The organism is Amycolatopsis sp. DSM 110486 (assembly GCF_019468465.1).
GTDB lineage: Bacteria > Actinomycetota > Actinomycetes > Mycobacteriales > Pseudonocardiaceae > Amycolatopsis.
In genome coordinates this window covers 3112495-3127850 of record NZ_CP080519.1, presented here as the reverse complement: position 1 = coordinate 3127850, position 15356 = coordinate 3112495, and the positions used below count along the sequence as shown (strand labels likewise).

General features: G+C 70.1%; 15 protein-coding genes. 10 read left to right on the top strand and 5 right to left on the bottom strand.

Going from position 1 to position 15356, the window contains the following annotated elements:
• Nucleotides 1-5: 5 nt before the first annotated feature.
• Nucleotides 6-602, bottom strand: a complete 597-nt coding sequence (locus K1T34_RS15225; protein ID WP_220244909.1) for a nitroreductase family protein — start codon at nt 600-602, stop codon at nt 6-8.
• A 234-nt stretch (nt 603-836) separates the two neighbouring features.
• Here K1T34_RS15225 and K1T34_RS15220 point away from each other — a divergent pair, with 234 nt between their 5' ends.
• Both K1T34_RS15220 and K1T34_RS15215 read left to right on the top strand, forming a co-directional pair.
• The gene (locus K1T34_RS15220) at nt 837-2102 is read left to right on the top strand and encodes an aspartate kinase (protein WP_220244908.1); all 1266 of its coding nucleotides are present in this window, start codon (nt 837-839) and stop codon (nt 2100-2102) included.
• The gene (locus K1T34_RS15215) at nt 2102-3142 is read left to right on the top strand and encodes an aspartate-semialdehyde dehydrogenase (protein ID WP_220244907.1); all 1041 of its coding nucleotides are present in this window, start codon (nt 2102-2104) and stop codon (nt 3140-3142) included. The genes K1T34_RS15220 and K1T34_RS15215 overlap by 1 nt, the downstream gene beginning before the upstream one ends.
• Before the next feature lie 49 nt (nt 3143-3191).
• Here K1T34_RS15215 and K1T34_RS15210 read toward each other — a convergent pair whose 3' ends face one another.
• Together K1T34_RS15210 and K1T34_RS53325 are read right to left on the bottom strand one after the other, a co-directional pair.
• Nucleotides 3192-4415, bottom strand: coding sequence for a hypothetical protein (locus K1T34_RS15210; protein ID WP_220244906.1), 1224 nt, complete (start codon nt 4413-4415; stop codon nt 3192-3194).
• Nucleotides 4416-4481: 66 nt separating this feature from the next.
• On the bottom strand, nt 4482-5996 hold the full coding sequence (locus tag K1T34_RS53325) for a M48 family metallopeptidase (protein WP_255638523.1): 1515 nt from the start codon (nt 5994-5996) through the stop codon (nt 4482-4484).
• A gap of 175 nt (nt 5997-6171) precedes the next feature.
• On the opposite strand from K1T34_RS53325, the gene K1T34_RS15200 reads away from it, so the two are divergent.
• Both K1T34_RS15200 and K1T34_RS15195 read left to right on the top strand, forming a co-directional pair.
• Entirely contained in the window at nt 6172-7362 is a 1191-nt protein-coding gene (locus tag K1T34_RS15200) for an RtcB family protein (protein ID WP_220244905.1), read from the top strand.
• A gap of 50 nt (nt 7363-7412) precedes the next feature.
• Nucleotides 7413-7790, top strand: a complete 378-nt coding sequence (locus K1T34_RS15195) for a hypothetical protein (protein WP_220244904.1) — start codon at nt 7413-7415, stop codon at nt 7788-7790.
• A 15-nt stretch (nt 7791-7805) separates the two neighbouring features.
• On the opposite strand, the gene K1T34_RS15190 is transcribed toward K1T34_RS15195, so the two are convergent.
• Complete coding sequence (locus tag K1T34_RS15190) at nt 7806-8963, bottom strand: MFS transporter (RefSeq protein WP_220247215.1); 1158 nt, start codon at nt 8961-8963, stop codon at nt 7806-7808.
• Between the two features lie 154 nt (nt 8964-9117).
• On the opposite strand from K1T34_RS15190, the gene K1T34_RS15185 reads away from it, so the two are divergent.
• Entirely contained in the window at nt 9118-9711 is a 594-nt protein-coding gene (locus tag K1T34_RS15185; RefSeq protein ID WP_220244903.1) for a TetR family transcriptional regulator, read from the top strand.
• Between the two features lie 490 nt (nt 9712-10201).
• A complete protein-coding gene (locus K1T34_RS15180; protein ID WP_220244902.1) occupies nt 10202-10726 on the top strand; it encodes a hypothetical protein in 525 nt (174 codons plus the stop codon).
• Nucleotides 10727-10799: 73 nt separating this feature from the next.
• Here the strand turns inward: K1T34_RS15180 and K1T34_RS15175 are convergent, their stop codons facing one another.
• Complete coding sequence (locus K1T34_RS15175) at nt 10800-11861, bottom strand: alpha/beta hydrolase (protein WP_220244901.1); 1062 nt, start codon at nt 11859-11861, stop codon at nt 10800-10802.
• Between the two features lie 121 nt (nt 11862-11982).
• Here K1T34_RS15175 and K1T34_RS15170 point away from each other — a divergent pair, with 121 nt between their 5' ends.
• From K1T34_RS15170 to K1T34_RS15155, 4 genes are all read left to right on the top strand, one after another.
• Nucleotides 11983-12549, top strand: a complete 567-nt coding sequence (locus K1T34_RS15170; RefSeq protein WP_220244900.1) for an NADPH-dependent FMN reductase — start codon at nt 11983-11985, stop codon at nt 12547-12549.
• A gap of 132 nt (nt 12550-12681) precedes the next feature.
• Nucleotides 12682-13104 (top strand): organic hydroperoxide resistance protein, encoded by a 423-nt coding sequence (locus tag K1T34_RS15165; RefSeq protein ID WP_220244899.1) that lies wholly within the window; start codon nt 12682-12684, stop codon nt 13102-13104.
• A gap of 49 nt (nt 13105-13153) precedes the next feature.
• Nucleotides 13154-13630: a Dps family protein gene (locus tag K1T34_RS15160; protein WP_220244898.1), complete on the top strand. Its 477-nt coding sequence runs from the start codon at nt 13154-13156 to the stop codon at nt 13628-13630.
• Nucleotides 13631-13839: 209 nt separating this feature from the next.
• Entirely contained in the window at nt 13840-15321 is a 1482-nt protein-coding gene (locus tag K1T34_RS15155; protein WP_220244897.1) for a hypothetical protein, read from the top strand.
• Nucleotides 15322-15356 lie beyond the last annotated feature (35 nt).

Below are 15356 nucleotides of genomic sequence, written 5' to 3'. Positions count from 1 at the left end.
GCGCGTCAATCACCCAGCGCGGGCGTGCCCCATTCACCACTGAACGCGAACTCACTCAGCGGAATGCGCTGCCGCGGCTTCAGCTCCCGCTCGATGCGCCGCTCGTCCTCCAGCACGGCGGCCTCGGCGGCGTGGCCCACCGCGATGGCCACCCGCGGCACGGCGGCGTCCGGCAACCCGAACGACGAGCGGACCGCGTCGGCGGAGAAGCCCGCCATCTGGTGCGCGATCAGGCCGAGCTCCACGGCCTGCAGCACCAGGTTCTCGCTCGCCAGGCCGAGGCCGTACTCGGCGTAGGGGACCTCGCCCTTCTCGTTGGTGGTCACCATCACGCCGACGAGCAGCACACCCGCGCGGAACGCCCACGCCTGGTTGCCGGTGTTCAACGCGGCCAGGATCCGGGTGAACGTGGGGTCGCCGCGCCGGCCAACGAGGTAGCGCGCGGGCTGGGTGTTGCCGAAGGACGGCGCCCAGCGTGCGGCCTCCAGCAAAGTGGTCAGTTCCTGCGGGGACACCTCGGCGGTCGCGTCGAAGGCGCGGGGGCTCCAGCGCTCGGCGACGGCCTGGCTCACGGGGACGCTCGTCTCGGCGGGTTTGCGCACGTCCCGCACCGTAGTACGGCGGGAGTGCTCTCCATCACTCCGGAGGAAGGGCTTCGAACATTTCGGTGGTGTTAAGGAAGATTTACTTCCGACACACCCTCGATCGGTGTGCGCCGCCACTCGATTGAGTGGCGAGCGCCCTCGGCCCCGGTAGGCTTTCGCCCAAGTGAAGGGACGCGGGGGCTCCTCGGTGCCCACCAGGAGCAGACCCGGCCCGTCAAGGAGGTTCGGGCTGTGGCCCTCGTGGTCCAGAAGTACGGTGGCTCGTCGCTGGAAAGTGCCGACCGGATCAAGCGCGTCGCCGAACGCATCGTCGCCACCAAGAAGGCGGGCAACGACGTCGTGGTGGTGTGCTCGGCGATGGGTGACACCACCGACGAGCTGCTCGACCTGGCGCAGCAGGTGAACCCCGCGCCGCCGGAGCGGGAGATGGACATGCTGCTCACGGCCGGTGAGCGCATTTCGAACGCCCTGGTCGCGATGGCGATTTCCGCGCACGGCGCCGAGGCGTGGTCGTTCACCGGTTCGCAGGCGGGTGTCGTCACGACGTCGGTGCACGGCAACGCGCGCATCATCGACGTGACGCCGAGCCGCGTCACGGAGGCGCTCGAGCAGGGCTACATCGCCCTGGTGGCCGGGTTCCAGGGCGTTTCCCAGGACACCAAGGACATCACGACGCTCGGCCGCGGCGGTTCGGACACGACCGCCGTCGCGCTCGCCGCCGCGCTGGGCGCCGACGTGTGCGAGATCTATTCCGATGTGGACGGTGTGTACTCCGCCGACCCGCGGATCGTGCCGGACGCGCGGAAACTCGACACGATCCCGTACGAGGAGATGCTGGAGCTCGCCGCGAGCGGTTCGAAGATCCTGCACCTGCGTTCGGTCGAGTACGCGCGCCGCTACGGCGTGCCGATCCGAGTCCGCTCTTCCTACAGCGACAAGCCGGGCACCACCGTGACCGGGTCAATCGAGGAGATCCCCGTGGAACAAGCGCTGATCACCGGTGTGGCACACGACCGTTCGGAGGCCAAGATCACGGTCACCGGCGTGCCGGACCACGCCGGGGCGGCCGCCCGGATCTTCCGCGTGATCGCCGACGCGGAGATCGACATCGACATGGTGCTGCAGAACGTGTCCAGCACGATCTCGGGTCGCACCGACATCACGTTCACGCTGTCGAAGGCCAACGGCGCCAAGGCCGTGCAGGAGCTCGAGAAGGTCAAGGGCGAGATCGGCTTCGAGACCGTGCTGTACGACGACCACGTCGGCAAGGTCTCGCTCGTCGGCGCGGGGATGCGCTCGCACCCCGGTGTCACGGCGACGTTCTGCGAGGCGCTCGCGCAGTCGGGCGTCAACATCGAAATCATCAACACCTCGGAGATCCGCATCTCGGTGCTGATCCGCGACGCGCAGCTCGACGACGCCGTGCGCGCGATCCACGAGGCGTTCGAGCTCGGCGGCGACGAAGAAGCCGTCGTGTATGCGGGGAGTGGTCGCTGATGAGCAACGGTCTGCGCGTCGGGGTGGTCGGGGCGACCGGCCAGGTCGGCGGTGTGATGCGGAAGCTGCTGGCGGAGCGCGGTTTCCCGGTGGACGAGATGCGGTACTTCGCGTCGTCCCGGTCAGCGGGAACGAAGCTTCCGTGGCAGGGCGAGGAGATCACGGTCGAGGACACCGCCATCGCGGATCCGTCCGGTTTGGACATCGCCTTGTTCTCCGCGGGCGGCTCGACTTCGCGTGAGCAGTCGCCGCGCTTCTCCGCCGCGGGTGTGACGGTGATCGACAACTCGTCGGCCTTCCGCCGCGACCCGGACGTGCCGCTGGTCGTCAGCGAGGTCAACCCGGAAGCCATCAAGGAGGCGCGCAAGGGGATCATCGCGAACCCCAACTGCACCACCATGGCGGCCATGCCGGTGCTCAAGCCGCTGCACGACGAGGCCGGCCTGCTGCGCTTGATCACGAGCACGTACCAGGCCGTGTCCGGCAGCGGCCTCGCCGGCGTCGACGAGCTGGCCGCCCAGGTCAACGCCGTCGCCTCCCGCGCCGCGGCCCTGACCCACGACGGTTCCGCCGTGGACTTCCCGGCCCCGGCCAAGTACGTGGCGCCCATCGCGTTCAACGTCCTGCCGATGGCCGGCTCCGTCGTCGACGACGGCTCGTTCGAGACGGACGAGGAGCAGAAGCTGCGCAACGAAAGCCGTAAGATCCTTGGCCTGCCGGAGCTGCTCGTGTCCGGCACGTGCGTCCGGGTCCCGGTGTTCTCCGGCCACGCGCTGTCGATCAACGTCGAGTTCGCGCAGCCCATCTCGGTGGAGCGGGCCACGGAATTGCTGTCGGTCGCGCCCGGCGTGCAGCTCTCGGACGTGCCCACGCCGCTGCAGGCCGCGGGCAAGGACCCGAGCTTCGTCGGCCGCATCCGCTCCGATCCCGGTGTGCCGGACGGCCGCGGCCTGGCCCTGTTCGTGGCGACGGACAACCTGCGCAAGGGTGCGGCGTTGAACGCGGTGCAGATCGCGGAGCTGGTGGCGAGCAACCGCTGATTTTCTCGAGTGACACAGGGCCGTCTTCCTCCGGGAAGGCGGCCCTGTCTCATCGGGGCGAGCTCAGCTGCCGAACCGGCCGGAAGTCCGGCGACACACCGGAAACCACGAGCAGCATCCGCAGCGGCAACACCTCCGGCGTCAGCGCTGCGGCTTCGTCGAGTGCGGTCGTGATCGCCTCCGCTCCCGGATCGTCCACGACCAGCTCCGGCGGCCAGGGCCACGCCATGCGCCAGCGGACGACTCCGACGTCCGCCAGGGCCGCCGTGACGACGAGGGCCAGGCGGTAGCGGACGGAAGCCACGACGTCCGCGGCGCCGGGCTCGGCGAGGAACGCGAGTTCACCCGCGGCCAGCCGGTCGAGCGCCGCCCCGAGGGTGAGGCCGCCGAGGACCTCCTGGGCCGAGCGCGTGACCTCGTGCCGCTGGGACAGATCGGCGAGCGTGTCCCAGTCCGCGCGCGGCATGGCGCGCTGCTCCTCGGACAGCAGCTTCGCGAAGGCGTGGTCGAGCGTCTCGTCGTCGGCGAGCAGCGCGCTGGCCCGAGCCTCGTCGCCGAGAGGGAGCTCGGCGTCGAGCAGCTGCCGGAAGCCCGCCATCGGCCGCGCCGGCAGGAATCCCGCGCGCAGGCCGAGCGCGGCGTAGCGGACCAGGAACAGCTCCCAGAGCTCTTCGATCACCTCGCGTTCCCACCGCACCTCCGCCGAGTCCGGCGCGGCCAGCGCTTGTTCGGCGACGCGCAGGTAGTACCCGGTGAAGGCCCGCACCGCGGGCCGGGCCGGCGCGTTCCAGCGCGGCGTGTGGGCCAGGCTGTCGCGCGTGCGGGAGAGGAACCGCACTCCCCACGCGATCGCCGGCCGGAAGCGGACGTCCTCGCCGAGCGCGCGACGCACCAACGCGCTCAGCTGCTCCGGGTTCACCGCCGCGAGCAACGGGACTCCGATGACGAGCCGACGGCGCGACGCGAGCCCTACCGCGACGCCGGCATCGAGCTGGACGGACGTCGGAGCCTCGACGCCGACGTCGTCCGCCGCGGAGTGCACCAGCTCCCACAGCCGCGTCGAAGCGGGCGTGAGCCGGATCGTCGGCGTGGGGCCGGCGCGCGAGCACATCGCCGTCACGAGTGTCGCGAGTCCCGGCACCACGACGAGCAAGGCCAGCGACGCGGGGGACATCGCCACGCACAGCACGACCTCCGCCGCGACGAACCCGCCGACGAGGAGGACCACCGCCAGCCAGAACGCGACCAGGAGCCCCACGGCACGCAGCGCCATCCGGACCTCCTCCCCAGCCGAGCTCGGTCCTGTCGGATATCGCTCGTGGCGGGGACAACGTTTCCGTCAGTCCACTGTGGACTTCGCCTTTTCGGCGAGGTGACAGGCCAGGTACCGGATCTTCCGGAACTCCACGATCGGTCCCTTCTTGCCGTACGCCCACATATTGGCGTCCGCGTGCACGCCGAGGTGCCGGAACTGTTCCACGGCCTCTTCGCCACGCCCGAGCTCCACCAGCGCCCGCGCGGCGTACGCCCGGCTCGTCGCCGTGCCCGGCGCGTCGCGGCCCTCGCCTTCGAGCCAGGGCAGCAGCCGGTCGACGGCCGGCGCGACCAGCGGGTGCCGCCACGCGTCCTCGACCCCGCGGTACTCCGCCTCGTGCGCCGCGGCGAGCGGCAGAACCGCCAGCTTCGGGTGCTTCGCCGCGCCTTCCTCGGCGAACGCCCACATCAGCTCGTGCGACCCGAACCACTTCTCGCACCAGTACTGCAGCGCGGAACTGTGCGCGGGCAGGTTCACCGGGTCGCGGGCGACCAGCTGCTCCCACACCTCGCGGAACGCGTCGTTGTCGTACTGCCGGCCGCGAGCGACGGCCAGCATCGTCACCCACGGCGTGGGGTCTTCGGGCGCCAGCACCGCCGCCTCACTCGCCGCGGGCACGGCGGACTCGAGGATGGCGAAGAACTTCTGGAACTGCTCGCGGCTCACGTGCTCGGCCCCCAGCCCGCTGCGGACCTGCCAGGCCAGCTGCACGAGACTCTCGGCGTTGACGGCGGCGGCGTCCGCGTCGCCCGGCCGCTCGCTCTGCCAGTGGTCCAGCCCGATCTCGTCGTTCGCGACGACCTCACCGAGGTGGCGCACGAGAGTGACGCGCCGGTCCCAGTCGGTGCCGATCTCGGAGAGCAGTTGCGCCGCCGGCTGCCAGCCACCGGTCACGAGCGCCTGCCGGGCCTCGTCGATCTCGCGGTCGGGGATGAAGTCGGCCCTCGTGACGTCGGCGTCCGGTGGCAGGCCGAACAGCGTCACATCGGGCATTGCCCCGTCGAGTCCACTCAGGACCCGTAGGATCGCCACCCGGCCGCGGTAGGTCGCGCCGGCGAACCGGGTGTCGCGGTTGCTGTAGTGCGCGAACTCGTGGCCGAGCACGGCCCGCAGCTCGGCCACACGCAGGCCCGCGAACAGCGGGGCACCGATGAAGAGCGTGCGCCCCGTGACGCGCAGCCCGAACCAGCGCGTTCGCTCGAACACCGCCGCGTTCGCCCGGTTCATGATCCGGATCTCGTCGGGCGGCGCGGTCCCGACGGCTTCGGCCAGTTCGCGGACCAGGGCCCACAACTCGGGTTGCGCCTCCACGGTGACCGGAAGACCCGGGGCGTCGCCTGTGCGGTCGAAGGTGAACAGCGCCCGCAACAGCACGTATGTCGCGGGCGCGGCGAAGACGGCGAACTCCAGCCCGTGGGAAAGCCGGTTGCGGAACGCGAACACCTCCACCACGACGATCCCGGCGACGAGCGCGAGCACCAGCACCGGAAACCCGGCCAGCAGGACGACGGCGGCCAGCGCTCGAAAAGAGGTCTTCATGGACGGACGGTTCCTCCCATGGGGCGCTTCGGTCGCCTGGCCGGTCATCGTGCCCGATATCGCCGGGAGCCACGATTTCGTTTCGTCCACGAATCCGCCAGGGCGAAAACCCGTGGCGCCACCTCGTCGTCCCGGGGGATGCTCTTCGAAGAATCCCAGCCAGGAAAGGAAAGTCATGTACACGGCGGTAGACGGTGCTCGCGTCCCGATCCGGATGTGGGCCGACCCCACGTCGGTCGAGGAACAAGCCATGCGCCAGCTGCACAACGTCGCCAATCTGCCTTGGGTGCACGGCGTCGCGGTGATGCCGGACGTCCACTACGGCAAGGGCGCCACCGTGGGCAGCGTGATCGCCATGCGTGACGCGGTGTCGCCGGCGGCGGTGGGCGTCGACATCGGGTGCGGGATGAGTGCGGTGCGCACGTCGCTGACCGCGGCGGACCTGCCCGACGACCTCGGCCGGCTGCGGCGGCGGATCGAGTCGGCCGTGCCGGTGGGGTTCGGGCTGCACAAGACGCCCGTGAACCCCGCGAAGGTCCACGGCGTGGGCGCCTGGGACGCGTTCTGGAAGTCGTTCGGCGACCTCCACGAGGGCGTGCAGGGCCTGCACGACCGCGCGGCGCGCCAGGTCGGAAGCCTCGGCGGTGGGAACCACTTCATCGAGGTCTGCCTCGAACAGGGCGGCGCCGACGAGGGCCGCGTGTGGCTGATGCTGCACTCGGGTTCGCGCAACATCGGCAAGGAGCTCGCGGAGCGGCATATGGCCGTGGCGCGCAAGCTGCCGCACAACGCGGACCTGCCCGACCGCGACCTGGCCGTGTTCGTCGCGGGCACGCCCGAGATGGCGGCCTACCGGCGTGACCTGTTCTGGGCGCAGGACTACGCGGCGCGCAACCGGGCCACGATGGTGGCGCTGGTCAAGCTCGCCGTCGCCGAGGTGATCCCGGGGACCACGTTCGACGACGCGATCAGCTGCCACCACAACTACGTCGCCGAGGAGACCTACGACGGCGTCGACCTGCTCGTGACCCGCAAGGGCGCGATCCGGGCCGGCGCGGGTGACCTCGGGATCATCCCGGGCAGCATGGGCACCGGCTCGTACATCGTGCGCGGGCTCGGGAACACGGCGTCGTTCGAGTCGGCTTCGCACGGCGCGGGGCGGCGGATGTCGCGGACGAAGGCGCGCAAGACCTTCACCGCGGCCGACCTCGCGGCCCAGACCGACGGCGTCGAGTGCCGCAAGGACACCGGCGTGGTCGACGAGATCCCGGCGGCCTACAAGGACATCGACGCGGTGATCGAGGCTCAGACCGATCTCGTGGAGGTCGTGGCGCACCTCAAGCAGGTCGTCTGCGTGAAGGGGTGAAGGTGCTCGCGGGGCCGGTTCTGGCCCCGCGAGCCCGCTACGCTGGATCCATGACGAGGTGGGGAGCGGTGGTCGCGCTGGCGGCCGCCGGAACGTTGCTGGCCGGGTGCGACCAGGTCAACTCGGCGGTGGACACGGCCAACTCGACGGCCGACAAGGTCAGCGCGTGCACGCAGGCGCTGGGGCTGGCGGACCTCAATCCGCTGGTCGACCCCGACAAGCTGAAGGCCCGCGCGCAGGACAAGGAACAACGCCTGCGCGCGCTGGCGGCCGACGTGCAGGAGCAGGACGTGAAGAACGCGCTGCTCGGCATGGCGGACTCCTACGTCGAGGTGCAGAAGGAGCACATCCAGGACGCCGGTGTGGTCGCCGCGTGGGCCAAGCGGAACGTCGCGAAGCTCGACGCACTGCGCAAGGCGTGTAGCTGAGCTCTATCGGCTGGTTCAGCGACGCGCCTGCACGGCCGCGGCCATCACCGGCGCCGTCGCTGACCGGCGCCGGTGCGTCCACAGCAGGCCCGCCGCGGCCAGGACCAAACCACCGGCACCCGCGGCGACGAAGCCCCACGCCGGGCTCGAGTGGTCGATCGCGAAGCCCACCACTGGGCTGCCCGCAGCCAGCCCGAGCCGCGTCGACGCGTCCTGCAGCCCCATCGCCTCGCCGCGCACGGCGGGGGGCGCGATGGCGCTCACCGTTTCCGTGGTGGCGGCCAGCGTCGGCGCGCAGAGCAGGTTCGTGGGGATCAGCACGAGCATCAGCAGCCACCACGGCTGGTCCGCCAGCCCCACCGGCAGCACCAGTGCCGCGAGCAGCAGCATCAGCACCCCCTGCGGCAGCGACTTCTTCACGGCGCCGTGCACGATCCCGCCGAGCATCGACGCCGCGCACATCACCGCGATGACCAGGCCGGTCCAGCCGACGTCACCGTGGGAGCGCAGCGCCGCCAGCGTCGCCACCTCCGTACCGACCAGGCAGAACAGGGCGCCCGCGGCCACCAGCAGCGTCGCGAGCAGGCGGCCGGTGAGCCACGACCGCAGCGGCGGCCGGACGGAGCCGACGGGGGCGAGCTCGTCCTCGTTCCGGATGGGCGGGTTGAGCAGGAAGATGAGCAACGCCGTGCCGCCGAAGAGCACGCCGATGCCGCTGAGCGTGAATGTGGCCGACAGCGACGTGATCGCCGCGATGCCGGCCGCCGGGCCGATCATGAACGACGCCTCGACCAGGATCGTGTCGAGCGAGTACGCCGCCCGCCGGTGCTCGGCCGGCACGAGCGCAGCCAGGATCTGGCGCGCCAGCGAGCCCGCGGGCACGGACAGGAACCCGGCGGGCAGCGCGCACGCCACCAGCACCGCGTAGGAAAGGTGGGGCGCCGCGACCCAGAAGGCCGTGGACGCGACGCCGCAGACGGCGACCACCGGACGCAGGCCGTAGCGGTCGATCGTGCGCCCGAGCAGTGGCGCGCCCAGCGCCATGCCCAGCGTGGTGGCGGCGCCGACGATGCCGGCCGCGCCGTAGCCGTGGCCCAGGTTGGTGACCACGTACAGGGTGAGCGTGACGCCGGTCATCGTCATGGGCAGGCGCGCGAAGAACATCAGCGCCATCGACGGACGGACTCGGGACAGGGTCAACACCTGGCGGTACGGCTCGAAGGGCACGTACCTCATGAGAGCAAATCCTGGTACGCGCGTGCAACTTGTTTGGGGGCGATCTTCGTGACAGTTGCTGTCAAACGAGAGCGACCGCGACAATCGCCGCATGACCCCGGCTGAACCGACAGGCCTGCGCGAACGCAAGAAGGCCCGCACGCGCGAAGCGATCCAGCGGCACGCGCTGCGGCTGTTCCAGGAGCAGGGCTACGCGACGACCACCGTCGAGCAGATCGCGGCGGCCGCGGACATCTCGCCGAGCACGTTCTTCCGCTACTTCCCGACGAAGGAGGCGACGGTCCTCTACGACCGCATCGACCCGCTGCTCGTCGAGGCCGCCCGCCGGCAGCCCGAGGACCTGACGCTGCTCGGGGTCGTCCGCGCGACGCTGCGCGAGGTGTACGACAGCCTGCCGCCCGAGGTGTGGGCCGAGGAGCGGCGCCGGCAGCTGCTCGTGTTCTCCGTGCCGGAGCTGCGCGCGAAGGTGATGGACAACTACGTCTCGGGCATCACGATGCTCGTCGAGCTGGCGGCCGAACGGACCGGTCGTGCCCGCGGCGACTTCGAGGTGCGCAACTGGGCGGGCGCGGTCGTCGGCGTCATCCTCTCCACGGCGCTGGCGGCCGCGGCGGATCAGAGCGTCGATTTCGTCGCGCTGCTGGAACGCGCGTTCACGCACCTCGAAGAAGGCCTGCCGCTCTGAATCGGCGCAACTCTTGTTCTTGACGCGAAACAATTCGCGAATGTTTTTGCGCATTCATGTGTTGACCTCGGTTCGCGTGGTTCAGTGCGCATTCGTGCGCTGTTTCCGCTGGTCTCCACGCCGGAGATCTGGCCGTGACCCGGCTACTCCACCTGTGGCGGTGCGTGCGTGGGGGAACCCCGACCGGAGCAGTGGAGACACGCGGTCCGACGGAGTGATGAGGGTAAACGATCACGCAATACACCTGTGTGGGTGAGCGGAAGGGCCATTCGTGGCGGACGGCTACTCCGAGTCTGATTCATGATCGGTCATGATGATCTTCAGGGGGATGGGCAAGCCGTCCACGTTAATCAATTGCGGGCATGTTCCCGAAAGACGGATTCGGCACGTAAGGGTTAGAAAACGTCCCTATCCGGTGATCGGCTGGTGCTGGGTCGACACGGCGGGTATCGATTTACCCGTCAGGTCTCCAGAGGCCAGGAGGTAAGGAATGAAAGGCAAGATTGGGCGGATCATCGCCTTGGTAGCCGCCGGCAGTCTGCTGGCCGTCGGCACCTCGGGGATGGCCTCGGCGAGCCCTGCGGGTGGCAAGGGCTCGTCGTCCACCGAAGCGGTCGGCGCGCAGGTGCTCCAGATGCGAGACGACCTGACGAAGGCCGCGTACGCCGGCAACGTCGGTCTGACGCGTGCCGACCTGGACAAGCTCAGCCCTGTCCTCGGCGACCTCGCCGCGGGCAAGCGCTACACGATCCAGTCGGAGACGCAGCAGCTCTCGTCGGCGGCCAAGGGCCGTGCGGACGAGTCCAGCCGCCTGCTGTCCGACCCGTCGGCGTCGCCGCGTCAGCTCCCGCCGCTGCCGCTCCCGCCGATCCCGGACCTGCCAGGTCCGCTGAAGATCGTGAGCGACCTGCTCAAGGCCCTGCTGGGTGCCGTCACCGGCATCCTGGGCGGACTGCTCGGCTCTCTGCCGGTGCCTCCGCTGCCGGTGCCGCCGTTGCCCGTCCCGGGCGCGTAGCAACCACCCCCGGAACACGGGGTTTTCGGAGCCTGGTGCGGTTCGCCGCACCAGGCTCCGGTGGTTTCCGGGGCTATTTCTCCTTCTGCTGCCGCGCCAACCCCAGCCGCAGCGCGCCGGCCAGCTCGGCCGTCGCCTCGCGGAAACGGGAGCCGACGCCGGTGAAGTTCAGGAAGCCGTGGATCAGGTCCGGCTGGCGGCTCACCGCGACCGAGACTCCGGCGTCGCGCAGCTTCTCCGCGTACGCCTCGCCCTCGTCGCGCAGCGGGTCGAAGCCCGCGGTCATGATGAACGCCGGGGGCAGTCCACTGTGGTCGGTCGCGACGAGGGGTGACAGGCGCGGGTCGGCCTTGTCGGTGCCGGCCGGGACGTAGTGGTCCTCGAACCAGGTCATCGACTCGTCGGTGAGGAACAACTTCTCGCCGAAGATCTCGCGCGAGCGGCGGCGCGTCGTGAAGTCCACCGCGGGGTAGATCAGCAGCTGGAACGCCGGCGCCGGGCCGCCGCGCCGGACCGCCGCCAGAGTCAACGCGGCGGAGAGGTTGCCGCCCGCGCTGTCGCCGCCCACGGCGATGCGGTCGGCGTCCGCGCCGAGCTCGGCCGCGTTGGCGTGGGCGTAGTCGAACGCCGCCAGCGCGTCTTCGAACGGAGTCGGGAACGGGTGTTCCGGCGCCATCCGGTACTCCACCGACAGCACGCGCACGCCGGCGTGCTTCGCGAGGTAGCGCGCGGCGTTGTCGTGCGTGGCGCGCGAGCCGACGACCCAGCCTCCGCCGTGGAAGAACACGAGCAGCCCGGACGGTTCGGGCAGCCCCGCGGGCGTGTAGAGGGTGGCGTCGAGCGACGCGTCGCCGGACGGGATCACCACGTCGCGCACGGCCACGGGCTCGATCGTCTTGCCGCTCACCAGGTGGCGGCCGAGCTCCAGCCCGAGCCGCGAGCCCTCGACCGTCTCGCCGACGAGCGCGGTGCCGGTGAGCTGCTGCAACCGCAGCAGGAGCTGCGCGTCGAGGGCGAGTTCCTGCCCGTCGCGGCGCAGCGGCGGGCCGGCGATGAGCCGCCGGACGGGCCGGGGCAGCCAGAAGACCAGCTGCGCGGCGGCGGCCTGGGTGCGGACCTGGAGCGGGATCGCCATCGTTCCTCCTCGGCTGTGGACCCCGACGTTACTTGTCAGTAGATAGTGGGTCCAGCTGTGATCGAGAACTCCGTCCCAAATCCTGGTCCTCCACTTAAGTCGAGGGGTTAGCCTCGGGGACGTGACTTCAGCCAAAGCGGTCAGGGTGCTCGGGATCGGCGGTTCACTGCGCGACGGCTCGCAGTCCGAGCGCGCCCTGCGGATCGCGCTGGACTCGGCGGCCGAGCTGGGGGTCGACACCGAGCTGATCCCCGGGCCTGAGCTCGTGCTGCCGTTCTACGACACCGCCGCAGGCGAGCGCGACGACCGCGCGAGGCGGCTGATCGAGAGCATCCGCCGCGCCGACGGCCTGATCGTGGTCTCGCCCGGCTACCACGGCGCGCTGTCCGGGCTGGTCAAGAACGCCCTGGACTACGTCGAGGACCTGCGCGAAGACACCCGCCCCTACCTCGAAGGACGCCCGGTCGGCCTCGCCGCCGTCGCCTTCGGGTGGCAGGCCGCCGTCACCACGCTCGACCAGCTGCGCACGATCACGCACGCGCTGCGCGGCTGGCCCACCCCGCTGGGTGGTTCGATCAACTCCGCCGAGACCAAGTTCGACGAGTCCGGCGGCGCGTCCGACGACAAGAGCGTGCGCACGCTGCGCCTGATCGGCCGCCAGGTGGCCGAGTTCACCCTGTCGCGCTGAGGTTTCATCGGCCGGACGCCGGGTATTCCCCGGCGTGATGCCTGCCATGCGGTGGCAAGGTTCCGCTGATGCGGAACGTTGTTATCGATGAGACGCTGAGCGAGGCGTCCCGACGAGGAGGTAGGCGAAAGAATGGCTGACGCGATCTACACCGCGGCCGCGACCGCGCGAGGCGCGGGCCGCAACGGCGAGGTGACCTCGTCCGACGGGGTCATCGACGAGTCGCTGGCAGTGCCGAAGGAAATGGGCGGCCCGGGCGGTGACAAGACCAACCCCGAGCAGCTGTTCGCCGCCGGCTATTCGGCGTGCTTCCACAGCGCGCTGCAGGCCGTGGCGCGCGCGGGGAAGGTGCAGTTGCCGGAGTCGACGGTGACCGCCGAGGTCAGCCTGTACAAGCAGGAAGTGGGCTTCAAGCTGGGCGTCGTGCTGAACGTCGCGCTGCCCGGTATGGACAAGGCCCAGGCCGATGAGCTCGTGGCGCAGGCGCACCAGGTGTGCCCGTACTCGAACGCGACCCGGGGCAATATCGAGGTCGGGCTCACCACCACGGTCTGACGCGTTCGGCGCCTGCTTCCGCCACCACGACACAGGAAGGAAACCCCCGATGGTCAACTCTCCCATCAAGAGCCCGCTCAGTGACGCCGACAAGGAGATCACGGGCAACGCCCTGCAAGCGACGCTCGTCGACCTCGTGGACCTTTCGCTGATCGCGAAGCAGGCCCACTGGAACGTCGTGGGCAAGAACTTCCGCAGCGCCCACCTGCAGCTCGACGAGCTCGTCGCGACTGCTCGCCAGTACACCGACGAGGTCGCCGAGCGTGCCAACGCCATCGGCGTCTCGCCCAACGGCAAGGCGAAGACCGTCGTCGAGAGCTCGGGCGTCCCGGACTACCCCGACAACTGGCAGTCGGTGGAGACCACGGTGGCCGCCATCGTCGACATCCTGGCGACGCTCATCCAGCGCCTCCGCAAGCGCATCGACGAGACCGACAAGAGCGACCTGGTCACGCAGGACCTGCTGATCGAAATCACGCGCGCCTTGGAAGAGGCGCACTGGATGTGGCAGGCGCAGCAGGCCTGACGGATCTTGTTCACGGGCCGCTCACCCTTCGGGGTGGGCGGCCTTTTTTCGTGGAGACGGCGCCCGTTGTGCGCTTCGCGGCGCGCGCATCGCTTCGCGCCGTAAACGCACGGTAGCCGCCATGGCACGACCGGCCCGTTCGTGCCATAACAGCATTTCGCGCCATCTGACACGGGCTTTTCCGCCCGCTTCCGTGTTCACTTGAGGACATGCCCGCTCTCCACCCGCCGCTGGATCGGCAGCAACTCGGTCATCTCAGGCACTTCGACAACCTCTCCCGCCAGTTCCGCAACGACTGGTCCTTCATGCAGGGCAAGGGAACCGGCCAGGACGACTTCGGCGGCTACCGCTTCCAGCTCGCGTACATGGCGTACGCGCTGGCGCTAACGCACCGGCACCGGCTGCCCGCCGCGCCGGGGTTGTTCCGGGCAACGCTGCGGCGGCTCGTCGAGAAGATCCTGCTGCCGGAGGTATGGCTGTACTGGCGCGACGTCAGCCGCGGCGGGGCGGTGGTCAACGCGCACCTCGGGGATCTCAAGGAGGAGTGGGATCCCGTGGTGCGCGACAACATCATGTACAGCGCGTACGTGCAGTCGATGGCGCTGCTGCACGACTACCTCTTCGCCGCCGACGAGTTCGCGGCGCCGGGGTCGCTGACGTTCCAGCACTGGTCGTACTTCTGGGGTGGCGAGGAGAAGCGGTTCCCGTACGACCGCGAGTCGCTCAACGACCACATCTACTGGCAGATGGTGGAAAACGGCTACCTGGGCGTGGCGTGCGAGCCCAACTGCGTGTTCCAGATCTGCAACCAGCCCGCCATCCTCGGCTTCCGCCTCCACGACCTGATCACCGGCGGCAATCGCGCCGAAGAGGTCGTGGCCGGCTACGAACGCGCGTGGGCCGACTTCGGCCGGCTCGACGAATCGGGCCACTACAACATGATGATCACCGCCGACTCCAAGCGCGTGCGGCCGAACGAAGCGCCGTCGCCGTGGGTGGACGCGTGGTGCGGCGCGCTGATGAACATGTGGAACCGCGACTTCGTCCACGACGGATACCCGGAGCAGGTCAAGCGGTTCCTCGTCGACGGGCCGCACGGGACCCTGTCCGTCCGCTCGGCGCCGGCACGGGAAGTGATGGGCCAGCCCGTCATCACGGACACGTGCGACTTCGGCTGGGTGGCGGCGTGGGCGTCGGAGATGGGTGACGGCACCACGCTCGAGAGCCTGCTCGCGCACGCCGACCGCTTCATGAACCCGACCTGGCGCGAAGGCGGTCTGTACTACCCGCGCAACGACACCCCGGCCGACGCCGACGGCAACCGCACCGACATCGAGCCGATGAGCGGCAACGTCCTGCTCGGCTACGCCCGCCTCAACACCCCGGACGGCCTCTGGGGTCTCTACACCAATCCGTGGCCGGCGAGCCATTTCGCGGAACCGGCGCTGACCGTCGTCGATCGCGACGTCGAGGTCAGCCAGGCGGAGGTCGTCGACGGCGTGCTGCTCGCCCGGCTGCGGCGCACGCCGGACGTGCCGGGTGAGGGGACCGTGACGATCGGCCGTATCCCCGGGGCATTCAGGGCCCGCCTCGACGGGGTTGAACTTTCAACGCTGGACCGGACCGAAGCCGGCCTGGTCTTCCGGTGCGGCCCCGAAGCGCAGGTGCTGGAGGTGGAGCCGCTGGGCTGACGGGCCGCCCGGCCGGGTGTCGTGTGCTGTCGCGG

Bases quoted from the DNA above. Each gene is read 5' to 3' on its own strand.
- K1T34_RS15215 (WP_220244907.1), top strand. From the start codon at position 2,102: ATGAGCAACGGTCTGCGCGTCGGGGTGGTCGGGGCGACCGGCCAGGTC.
- K1T34_RS15210 (WP_220244906.1), bottom strand. From the start codon at position 4,415: ATGGCGCTGCGTGCCGTGGGGCTCCTGGTCGCGTTCTGGCTGGCGGTG.
- K1T34_RS53325 (WP_255638523.1), bottom strand. From the start codon at position 5,996: ATGAAGACCTCTTTTCGAGCGCTGGCCGCCGTCGTCCTGCTGGCCGGG.
- K1T34_RS15200 (WP_220244905.1), top strand. From the start codon at position 6,172: ATGTACACGGCGGTAGACGGTGCTCGCGTCCCGATCCGGATGTGGGCC.
- K1T34_RS15195 (WP_220244904.1), top strand. From the start codon at position 7,413: ATGACGAGGTGGGGAGCGGTGGTCGCGCTGGCGGCCGCCGGAACGTTG.
- K1T34_RS15190 (WP_220247215.1), bottom strand. From the start codon at position 8,963: ATGGCGCTGATGTTCTTCGCGCGCCTGCCCATGACGATGACCGGCGTC.
- K1T34_RS15185 (WP_220244903.1), top strand. From the start codon at position 9,118: ATGACCCCGGCTGAACCGACAGGCCTGCGCGAACGCAAGAAGGCCCGC.
- K1T34_RS15180 (WP_220244902.1), top strand. From the start codon at position 10,202: ATGAAAGGCAAGATTGGGCGGATCATCGCCTTGGTAGCCGCCGGCAGT.
- K1T34_RS15175 (WP_220244901.1), bottom strand. From the start codon at position 11,861: ATGGCGATCCCGCTCCAGGTCCGCACCCAGGCCGCCGCCGCGCAGCTG.
- K1T34_RS15165 (WP_220244899.1), top strand. From the start codon at position 12,682: ATGGCTGACGCGATCTACACCGCGGCCGCGACCGCGCGAGGCGCGGGC.
- K1T34_RS15160 (WP_220244898.1), top strand. From the start codon at position 13,154: ATGGTCAACTCTCCCATCAAGAGCCCGCTCAGTGACGCCGACAAGGAG.
- K1T34_RS15155 (WP_220244897.1), top strand. From the start codon at position 13,840: ATGCCCGCTCTCCACCCGCCGCTGGATCGGCAGCAACTCGGTCATCTC.